Genomic DNA, 8,845 nt, shown 5'->3' on the forward strand with positions numbered 1-8,845 from the left:
CCTCTTGACCGCACCATATGCGGAAGTGGCTCAGCGGTAGAGCATCGCCTTGCCAAGGCGAGGGTCGCGGGTTCGATTCCCGTCTTCCGCTCCATCATGACAACGTACCAAGACTTACTGGTCTTGGTTTTTTTGTGCTCATTCTTGGCTGCAGAAACAGGCGAAACCCTTAGGGTCACGCCTGTGGTTGAGACTTCGACCAATTAGAAACGAAGTTTGATGCTCTTCTTCCATAACGGAAATAACCATTTCACGCCGCTTGGAGTAAGGGTATCGGCTACGAGATGCGAGAGATAGCCGGCTGCAGCTACAAGTGCTACACCTTCGTAGTTTAGATCATTTTGCAGCTCTCGCCCAAGCCAGCACCAGTAGAGCACCGCCCAGATGCTATGAGATAGACCGCGATGTGCAAGCCAAGGCACGATCGCAATGTACACGCCGAGTCCGATGAGCCAGAGCATATGATCATTCACGACCCCCGCGTAAAACAACCCTACGCCGATCAAGCAGACGAGCAGATTGCGCAATGTGCCGTGCCTCGTAATTAACCCCAATAGTACCGCGGCTCCAGAAGCTGCCCACAGCACCAGTTGAGGCTCTGGGCGCATCCAGAACAGGACGGCACTGATTATCGTCCCAAGTATGCCGGCCCATAAGACAGAGGCTCTAATCGCCTTGGTCAGCTTATCGAGCTTGCTGCTCAACATATTCGTGCCGTCAAGATCTGCGCTAAGGGCTGAGAATCCCCCTACGATCAAATAGAGCGCCGTGCTCTGTACGCTCATAGGATAATAGACGGAGGCGGCCGCCCCGATGGTCAAACCAATAATTGCATGTGTTCTGCCTTTCATGATGTCCTCCAATGCCGAATGTATGTTCTTATTATATCGGTTGGCAAGGCTTGGAGCAATTGTTTTGCATAAAATGAGTATAACGTCATGGAATTCCGCCTCTCCAATAATTACTAGGCGGAGTAACGAATGAAAACGATCGATGGACTAACAATTCGGCGACCATTAACCGATTTTAATAGTACATGAGTATACTCGGTCATGGAAACAACCCTAAGCATGGACGTTTGGGGAGTTCGAGTAGCCCCCGGCTTGCATAGACCGGTTGCCGGTGCTCATCGGAACTGCTTTTCTCACGGAGGAGACAACATGAGATGGAAGATTAAGAGGAATATGGTCCCGGACCTGACTGCCATTGCATTAATGGCTTTTATTGTCTGGATCATGATGGATTTATTAGATCGAAAAAATTTAGTCCAATTGCCCGGGATATGTCAGACCCCTTATATGATTCTATTCGCAATTATCGCCGCTGTAGGGATCAGTTTCTATGTGGTCTGGCGCTTGAACATGTTCAAGCGGGAGAAAACGATCCATAAAGCGATTCTCGAGAATATGCAGGAGAGCGTTCTGGCATTTGACGCGAAGGGCAAAGTTGTATATTGCAATAATCATTTTTTGAAAGTCTTTCCGGATGTACGCAAAGTGTCCAAAGAGAACTGGACGGAGTTCTTTGGACTTCATACGTTAGATGGGCGGAAGCTTGCCTTAGAAGAATATCCAAGCTACCGGTCGCTGAGAGGCGAAGTGATCGAACAGGAGCATCTGTTAGTCTTATCCAACGCGGTGATCGATTTCTATATTTCGTTCAGTGCAAGCCCCATCTATGGCATTGACAAGCGAATTATCGGGGCGGTCATCTGTTACCAAGACAACACGGCGCGCAAAAAAGCGGAGTTAAGCCTTGAAGGCTCTGTGCGTCTTTACAACAGCATCGCCGACAATATGCATGATTTGCTCGTAATCGCGGACGCGAAAGGATTTATTGATTTTGCCTCGCGCTCGTATGAGACGCTGCTTGGCCGCGACCCGAATAAGCTAAAGGGCATGCATGTGCTGGATGTCGTTCCTCCGCTTCACCGTGAACGGCTAATGCCTTTGTTCCTGAAGGTTACGAAGGAGAAGCAGTTTGTCGTCTTTGAACACGACATTATGACTGCGGATGATGATGCTCGCCACTTCCATGTCCATGCATCGCCTATTCTGAACCAATACGGTGACTTGGAACGAATCTTGGTGGTATCGCGCGAATTCACGGAAGAGAAAACGATCACCGACCAGCTGCGCAAAAAAGAACGGGATTTGGAACGTGCGCAGCAAATCGCGGAAACCGGAAACTGGGAGCTCAACCTGCAAACGAAAGTTGCTCAGGGCTCTAAGGAGCTTTATCGTATCCTGGAGATCGAGGGGCAAGAGCAGCAAGGCGTACAACTGGAGTCGTTCTACAACTTAATTCATCCCGAAGATCGGACCGAATTCAACCACTTGATTACGCTGATGAGGGAGCGGCATGAAGGTTTTGATCTCGAGGTGCGTCTTCTAATGCTGAATGGGCAAGTGAAATATGTCCATATCCAAGGCGAGTTTCTCGAAGAAGATGACGGGATTGCGAATAACTGTATCGGAATTATGCGCAACGTCACCGCATGGAAGCTCTCTGAACAAGAGCTGGATCAGACCCGTCTCCGTCTGGAGCAGGTGCTGAATCAGTTGGACGTGGTGCTGTGGTCGCGGGATTACCGAACCAAGGAATGGGGCTACCTAAGCCCTGGCATTGAGCGTGTATTCGGGGTGACACGACAAGATGAAATACAAGGCCGGGATCTATTCTTCGATCTGGTCTATCCGCCGGATTTACCAGTCATCCAAGATGCGGTACGTGATATGGCCAATCATCGAGACGGAATCATGATGGAATTTAGAATTTTCCACAATCGTACGGGGCAGATACGCTGGATTCAGACCAGCTCGACGCCTGTATTCGATACGCAGGATCAACTCGTATCGATCTATGGCATATCCGTAGACGTTACGGATCGTAAACGGGCAGAGGCGATGAAACGATCCCAGTATGAGATTCTAAAAGAATTGGTTTGGGGCAAGCCGCTGCAAGAAATTTTGGAGAAACTGGTCGCGAAGGCCAAAGAGGACATATCCGCTAACGAGGCTTCGATCTTGTTATTCGAACAGGAGGAGCGGTATCCTTATCTTCATGTGCATACCTTCGGGCTTCCGCCAGGAATGGATCAACCGTTTTCTTTCGACGGGCCGATACTTCAATCCTCGAAGGAGCAGCGAGCTATTTGGGTCGAGAATATGGACCAACTGACGGTAGTTAGCGCCTCACAATTTCAAGTGGAGATGAAAGCGCACGGAATCAGAGCCGGTTGGTTTACGCCGATTATATCGGCCAAAAACGGCAAGCTGCTGGGAGTGTTCAGCCTCTTCTTCGAAGAGATCGGCCTTCCTCGCGCGAACGATCCTGAGCTTATCGAGGGCTTCTTGCAGCTAGCTGCGCTTGCCATCGAACAGACGCATTCCGAACAAGAAATACAAACGTTGGCCTTCTTCGACCCGCTGACGGGACTTGGCAACCGACGGCATCTGATGAATGAATTGAACCGGAATATCGAGCTGTACGGCAGGGAGGGCGGAGGTTTCGGTCTGCTCTACATCGATCTGGATCAATTCAAGTTCGTCAATGATTCCCTCGGTCATGACGCGGGGGATGAGATTCTTATTCAGATCGGTAAGCGGTTGAAGCGGCTCGGAACGGAGTTGGTACTGGCGCGGCTCGGCGGAGACGAATTCGCGCTTCTAATGCCGGGAATAGAGAATGAACAGCAATGCTATCGGATGGCGCGCAACGTGATGAATATCATCAATGAGCCATTCTCCATCTCCGGGCACGAATTCCGCCTGACGGGAAGTATCGGGATCAGCCAGTTCCCTGAACACGGCATGGATGCTAATTTGCTGCTTAAGCATGCGGATAACGCGATGTATCAAGCGAAGGCTGCGGGACGCAACCGGTATTTCGGCTTTGATGCCAAACTGGATTCCAAAGCCTACCAGCGATTCGTCCTGATGAGCGAGCTTGACCGCGCCTTGGCCGGTCAGGAATTCCTGCTCTTCTATCAGCCGCGGGTGGAGCTGGAATCGACTTCGGTCAAAGGCGTGGAGGCGCTCATTCGTTGGCGTCACCCGCAGCATGGCTTCATCCCGCCTGGTGAGTTCATTCCGCTGGCGGAAGAAACGGGCTTCATCGCAACGCTCGGGGAATGGGTGCTGTGGGAAGCTTGCCGGCAGGCTAAGGAGTGGGCGGAAGAGGAATCATTATTCCTTCGGGTGGCGGTCAACGTGGCCGCACAGCAATTCTGGGATCCAGGCTTCGTATCCATGGTACGCCGGACGCTCCAGGAGACGGGACTTGAAGCGCAATGGCTGGAGCTTGAGATTACGGAGAGTGCGCTTATGTCCGATCAGGAGCGAATGGTCAATGTCCTTAGCGAGCTTCGGGAGCTTGGCGTGTATGTATCGATCGATGACTTCGGCACAGGTTATTCATCGTTAAGCTACTTGAAGCGATTCAAGGTCAATACGCTCAAAATCGACCGTTCTTTCATTCAGGATTTGCCGGATGATCTGGAAGATGCGGCGATTACGACAACGATAATTACGCTCGCGCGAAGCTTGGGGCTACAAGTCACAGCAGAAGGGGCGGAACGTTCGGAGCAGGTTGAGTTTCTGCGGATGCAAGGTTGCGACAGCATCCAGGGTTACTATTACGGCAAGCCGATGCCGCCGGACGAGCTGCTCGCTTTCATGCGAAACCAGCAGGCCTGATTCGGACAAACTTGACAGGCTCGCACCATATCCATTAGGATAAACGGTAAATCTAAGCAACGAGGAGGCATTCATCCCATTGGGGAGGAGTGCCTTTTTTTTTTGCAGCAATTAACAGAGGAGGAATCCCCGTATGAGCACTACTGGAGACAATGAAGTCATCCGTACCTTATTGGCGCATCGTTCGATTCGCAAATTCAAGCCTGATCCCGTGACCGACGAGCAATTGAATCTTATCGTAGCCGCGGCGCAGGCGGCTTCGACATCATCGAATATTCAGGCTTACACCGTGATCGGAATCACGGATCCCGAACGCAGGCAGCGATTTGCTGAGCTGACAGGCAATCAACGGCATGTTGCCGAGTGCCCGCTATTCCTCATTTGGTGTGCGGATCTTCACCGTCTGGAGCTGGCGGTTCAAGGGCAAGGGGAACAGGAGATGCACCAGAACATGGAGACGCTGCTGCTAGCTACCGTAGATGCTTCACTTGCCGCTCAGAATGCGGCTGTCGCCGCAGAATCATTGGGTCTTGGGATCGTCTATATCGGCGGCATCCGTAACAATCCAGATGCGGTCGTCACGGAACTCGGGCTGCCTTCTCTCAGTTATCCGTTGTTCGGCATGTGCGTAGGTGTGCCGGACCAATCGCCTGATAAGCGGCCTAGATTGCCGCTTGAAGCGGTCTATGCTCATGACGCTTATCCGAGTGACGCGAAATTGAAGGAGCAGGTCGAAAAGTATGACGATGAGTTGAGCGGCTATTATGCCGTGCGTTCAGGCGGCGCACGAACGTCGAATTGGTCGATCGAGATGGCGTCAAGGCTCAAGGAGAACAATCTTCGCGGGCATATGGCCGAACATTTGACCAAACAGGGGTTTAAGTTGAAATAAGGGATAGGCACATCTGACATGCTGTGGTAAAATCATCCAAACAATAATGGAGGGATGGTTGCGATGCTGACGAAGCCGGATCGTAATGAATATAACGAGTTCTTCGCAAGGTATATTGATCTTGTTCCAGGGGATAACCTTCTGGACATGCTGGTGAACAATGAGAAACAAGTGAAGGCGTTATTGAACGAGATTACGGAGGAGCAAGGCAAATATCGCTATGCGGAAGGCAAATGGAGCCTAAAAGAGGTTATTGGGCATATTACCGAGAATGAGCGCATCCAGACGTATCGGTTATTGCGGATTTCACGCGGCGATCAGACCCTTCTCCCGGGCTACGATCAGGATGTCATCATGAAGGATGCTCCATACGACGGTTGGACGAATGCCCAAGTTCTGGAGGATTATTTGGCCGTCCGACAAGCTACGTATACCTTGATCAGAGGCATACCGGACGATCATTGGATTCGCGTTGGCAATGCGACTAACAGCGCATTAAGCGCTAGAGCCTTTGCCTATATGCTGGCAGGCCACGAGCAACATCACTTGAATGTGCTTAGAGAACGTTATAACGTATAGAATAATAAAAATGGAATCCTCGCGTCATTGCTCGCGTCAGGATTCCATTTCTTTTTGTGCTTATGCTGTTGCTTCATCATGACTTCCTGCTTCGTTGGCGTAACGCGCGTTACACCGGATAGACCGTTCCAGTTCAGGCGGTAGTCCGCAGGGTCTGCCTTACCCGAACGTATGGCCTGCTTACGTTTCTTCTTCGCTTCACTTGTCGACATATGAACATCGGCCTCCTCTTGTGCACTTATTCTCACTTATTGTAGCATGCCGAAGTTGGGTCGAAAAGGGTCACAAATGGGTAAAATAAACGATACCTGACCGAGCATCGCGTATTGCTCAACAACGGAATAAATGGTAATAACTTGAAACAATACGATATAGAAATCGTATAGTTGTATGAGGCGCTGTAGAAGCCGATCTTGAAGGAGGAACAGTTCATGTCTGTATTCAAGCGTTTGCGAGATCTGACATTGTCGAATGTATATGCACTTATTGAGAAGGCGGAAGATCCGATCAAGCTGACGGACCAATATATCCGCGACATGCAGCAAGATCTGGAGGATGCGGAGAAAGCCGTCGCCGCTCAGATTGCCATTGAGAAGAAGTTCAAAGCGCTATACGAAGAGCAGGAAGCGCTCGTTAATAAGCGGGCGGAACAAGCAGAGACGGCGGTACAACTGCAAAATATCGACTTGGCAAGGAGGGCGTTGGAAGAAAAGAAGGCTGCCGAGCAGAAGCGGGACGAATATAAAACGAGTTTCGACCAGAACAAAGCAGCCGCTGACACGCTGCGCGGCAAGCTGGAAGAAATGCGCAGGCAGCTGACGGAACTTAAGAACAAGCGCGAAACGCTCGTTGCCCGCTATCAAGCAGCCAAGGCACAAACGGAGATCAATAAGTCGATGGCTGGCTTCAACTCCGATTCGGCTGCCGCAGGCATGAAGCGAATGGAAGAGAAGATGCTCCAGATGGAAGCGCGGGCCGAAGCGAGCAATGAGATGAATACCAAAGGAAAATCGATTGACGACGAATTCGCCGCCCTGGGCAAAGATAAGGCGGTCGAAGACGAACTCGCCGCGCTGATGAAAAAATACGAGAAGCCTCTTTGATCGCGGTCGTCTGCTGAACCGCGGATGTTTCGTTAGACGCCCCGGGTATATACGGCAGCGCATATTGGCGGCTGCCCGAATGCCCAGGCGTTTTTACGTTGGCGCGCAATCGAACCTAAAATGATCGTCCGCTGCTGTACTTATCTGGGAAAGGAGGCAGGGATCATGAGCTTGTTCAAACGGATTAGAAATATCGTCGCCAAGCCGGAGCCGCCGAGAGAGGAACGGAGTATTCTGACCGTAGGTCCAGGCGACGTCTGTGAAGTATCGCTCGTGACCTATCAGATCACGGGCCGAACGCTGAACCCCCGGCGTAACCAAATCGTGCTGACGCTTCAAGACGGCTCGGCGATTCGTTACTTGTCCATTGAGGAGCGTGAGCATTCGGATTACGAATTGTACACGCCTATCGACGGCCGGCTGGACTCCGTCGAAGAGGTACCGACGAGCATTGAGCTGGATGGCCGCATGTATCATCTGGAGGAGCAATATTCCGGCTTTATCCAGACGATGGGACGGACTCCATTCCAGCAGGGCGGGGAACAATATGTTTGGCGGTTTCAGTCCGATGACCGGAAGCTGCTGCGGATCGAATGGCAGGACGGTCGGTTTATGCTGTATGAAGGCGAGGACGTGCTTCCCGCAGACGTTCGCATCCTGCGGGGCGGCGGTTAGGAGGGAATAGCGGCAATGCGGCAGCGAAGCGGTTATTGGCTCAACATCTTGCTCATTCTCAGCTTAATCGCAACGCTGCTGACCGGTTGCGCCGGCGCTGACCAGACGGTGAGGGTATCGTACCCGCTGGAGTCCGTTAACGGCGGCGGGTCCGCCGTCTCCTATGTGTACCGGGCTGCTGGCATGACGGTCCCTGAAGTCGCCGCGGAGCTGATCGCGCAGTCGCCGCCCGAGCAGCAGTCGCCTGAGGCAGCCGATCGGATGTTCCTCGTGTACGCCAATGCGATTATACACCTTCAGCAGGATCAGCAGCTGCCATCAGACACCTTAATCGAGGTGGATACGAAGGAATACGTGCGGAACAATTACAGCATGAGCTTCCTGCAAGGGTATCTGCTCGCAAGTCTGGTGAATGACCTGTTCGATTACGGGCGCTATCGGGGCGGCAACTATCGCGGCTACTCGAATCGGGATGTGTACAGGCCGACGACCGGCACTTATCGGACGCCTACGACCGCGGAGCGCCAGAAAGCCCCGCCAATGACGGTGGACAAGCAGGGCTCCGTTGTACGACGAACAAGGGAACAAGTGCCGAGCACGAATCCCGGTGGCAGCGACAGCACCAATAGAGCGCCCAATTCCGGTAGAATTACACGTGACGGTACAGGAAGCGGAGGATATAACACAGGGGTAACCCCGCGTAAATCGAAGGTGCCGCGGACGAAAGCCGGCGCAGGCCGCGTACGCAGGCGACGATAAGCGCGAGTTGCTTGAAAGAAATGGGACAGCCCTCGGGAAGAGGGCTCAGGCTGTCGAGAAAGTCTCGACAGCCTTTCTTATGCTCAATGAATTTAACACGACACCGCGTTAATGTTGTATAATGGAAGTAACCATTAATA

General features: G+C 52.0%; 8 protein-coding genes and 1 tRNA gene. 7 read left to right on the forward strand and 2 right to left on the reverse strand.

Features of this window, described 5'->3' with window-relative positions:
* The first annotated feature begins 19 nt into the window (after positions 1-19).
* Positions 20-94: transfer RNA gene (locus FHS18_RS33855), tRNA-Gly, on the forward strand.
* A gap of 109 nt (positions 95-203) precedes the next feature.
* Here FHS18_RS33855 and FHS18_RS33860 read toward each other — a convergent pair.
* Positions 204-851 carry a metal-dependent hydrolase gene (locus FHS18_RS33860; RefSeq protein WP_183604793.1) on the reverse strand — a complete coding sequence of 216 codons (648 nt, stop codon included), beginning with the start codon at positions 849-851 and terminating at the stop codon, positions 204-206.
* 309 nt (positions 852-1,160) lie between these two features.
* On the opposite strand from FHS18_RS33860, the gene FHS18_RS33865 reads away from it, so the two are divergent.
* The 3 genes from FHS18_RS33865 (at position 1,161) to FHS18_RS33875 (ending at position 6,168) form a co-directional block, all read left to right on the forward strand.
* Positions 1,161-4,697, forward strand: a complete 3,537-nt coding sequence (locus FHS18_RS33865) for an EAL domain-containing protein (protein WP_183604794.1) — start codon at positions 1,161-1,163, stop codon at positions 4,695-4,697.
* Positions 4,698-4,830: 133 nt separating this feature from the next.
* On the forward strand, positions 4,831-5,589 hold the full coding sequence (nfsA, locus tag FHS18_RS33870) for an oxygen-insensitive NADPH nitroreductase (protein ID WP_183604795.1): 759 nt from the start codon (positions 4,831-4,833) through the stop codon (positions 5,587-5,589).
* A 63-nt stretch (positions 5,590-5,652) separates the two neighbouring features.
* The gene (locus FHS18_RS33875) at positions 5,653-6,168 is read left to right on the forward strand and encodes a DinB family protein (RefSeq protein ID WP_183604796.1); all 516 of its coding nucleotides are present in this window, start codon (positions 5,653-5,655) and stop codon (positions 6,166-6,168) included.
* On the opposite strand, the gene FHS18_RS33880 is transcribed toward FHS18_RS33875, so the two are convergent.
* Positions 6,156-6,380: a hypothetical protein gene (locus tag FHS18_RS33880; protein WP_183604797.1), complete on the reverse strand. Its 225-nt coding sequence runs from the start codon at positions 6,378-6,380 to the stop codon at positions 6,156-6,158. The genes FHS18_RS33875 and FHS18_RS33880 overlap by 13 nt on opposite strands.
* A 219-nt stretch (positions 6,381-6,599) precedes the next feature.
* Here FHS18_RS33880 and FHS18_RS33885 point away from each other — a divergent pair, with 219 nt between their 5' ends.
* The 3 genes from FHS18_RS33885 to FHS18_RS33895 all read left to right on the forward strand — a co-directional run bounded on the left by FHS18_RS33885 (position 6,600) and on the right by FHS18_RS33895 (position 8,705).
* The gene (locus FHS18_RS33885) at positions 6,600-7,271 is read left to right on the forward strand and encodes a PspA/IM30 family protein (protein ID WP_183604798.1); all 672 of its coding nucleotides are present in this window, start codon (positions 6,600-6,602) and stop codon (positions 7,269-7,271) included.
* Between the two features lie 165 nt (positions 7,272-7,436).
* The gene (locus tag FHS18_RS33890) at positions 7,437-7,946 is read left to right on the forward strand and encodes a DUF4178 domain-containing protein (protein WP_183604799.1); all 510 of its coding nucleotides are present in this window, start codon (positions 7,437-7,439) and stop codon (positions 7,944-7,946) included.
* 15 nt (positions 7,947-7,961) lie between these two features.
* The gene (locus tag FHS18_RS33895; protein ID WP_183604800.1) at positions 7,962-8,705 is read left to right on the forward strand and encodes a DUF4247 domain-containing protein; all 744 of its coding nucleotides are present in this window, start codon (positions 7,962-7,964) and stop codon (positions 8,703-8,705) included.
* Positions 8,706-8,845 lie beyond the last annotated feature (140 nt).

It is taken from the genome of Paenibacillus phyllosphaerae (genome assembly GCF_014192105.1).
In the GTDB taxonomy this organism is placed as follows: Bacteria; Bacillota; Bacilli; order Paenibacillales; family Paenibacillaceae; genus Paenibacillus_Z; species Paenibacillus_Z phyllosphaerae.

What these genes read in the sequence shown, in the direction of transcription:
- FHS18_RS33865 (WP_183604794.1), top strand. Translation starts at nt 1,161, where the DNA reads ATGAGATGGAAGATTAAGAGGAATATGGTCCCGGACCTGACTGCCATT.
- FHS18_RS33880 (WP_183604797.1), bottom strand. Translation starts at nt 6,380, where the DNA reads ATGTCGACAAGTGAAGCGAAGAAGAAACGTAAGCAGGCCATACGTTCG.
- FHS18_RS33885 (WP_183604798.1), top strand. Translation starts at nt 6,600, where the DNA reads ATGTCTGTATTCAAGCGTTTGCGAGATCTGACATTGTCGAATGTATAT.
- nfsA (WP_183604795.1), top strand. Translation starts at nt 4,831, where the DNA reads ATGAGCACTACTGGAGACAATGAAGTCATCCGTACCTTATTGGCGCAT.
- FHS18_RS33860 (WP_183604793.1), bottom strand. Translation starts at nt 851, where the DNA reads ATGAAAGGCAGAACACATGCAATTATTGGTTTGACCATCGGGGCGGCC.
- FHS18_RS33890 (WP_183604799.1), top strand. Translation starts at nt 7,437, where the DNA reads ATGAGCTTGTTCAAACGGATTAGAAATATCGTCGCCAAGCCGGAGCCG.
- FHS18_RS33875 (WP_183604796.1), top strand. Translation starts at nt 5,653, where the DNA reads ATGCTGACGAAGCCGGATCGTAATGAATATAACGAGTTCTTCGCAAGG.
- FHS18_RS33895 (WP_183604800.1), top strand. Translation starts at nt 7,962, where the DNA reads ATGCGGCAGCGAAGCGGTTATTGGCTCAACATCTTGCTCATTCTCAGC.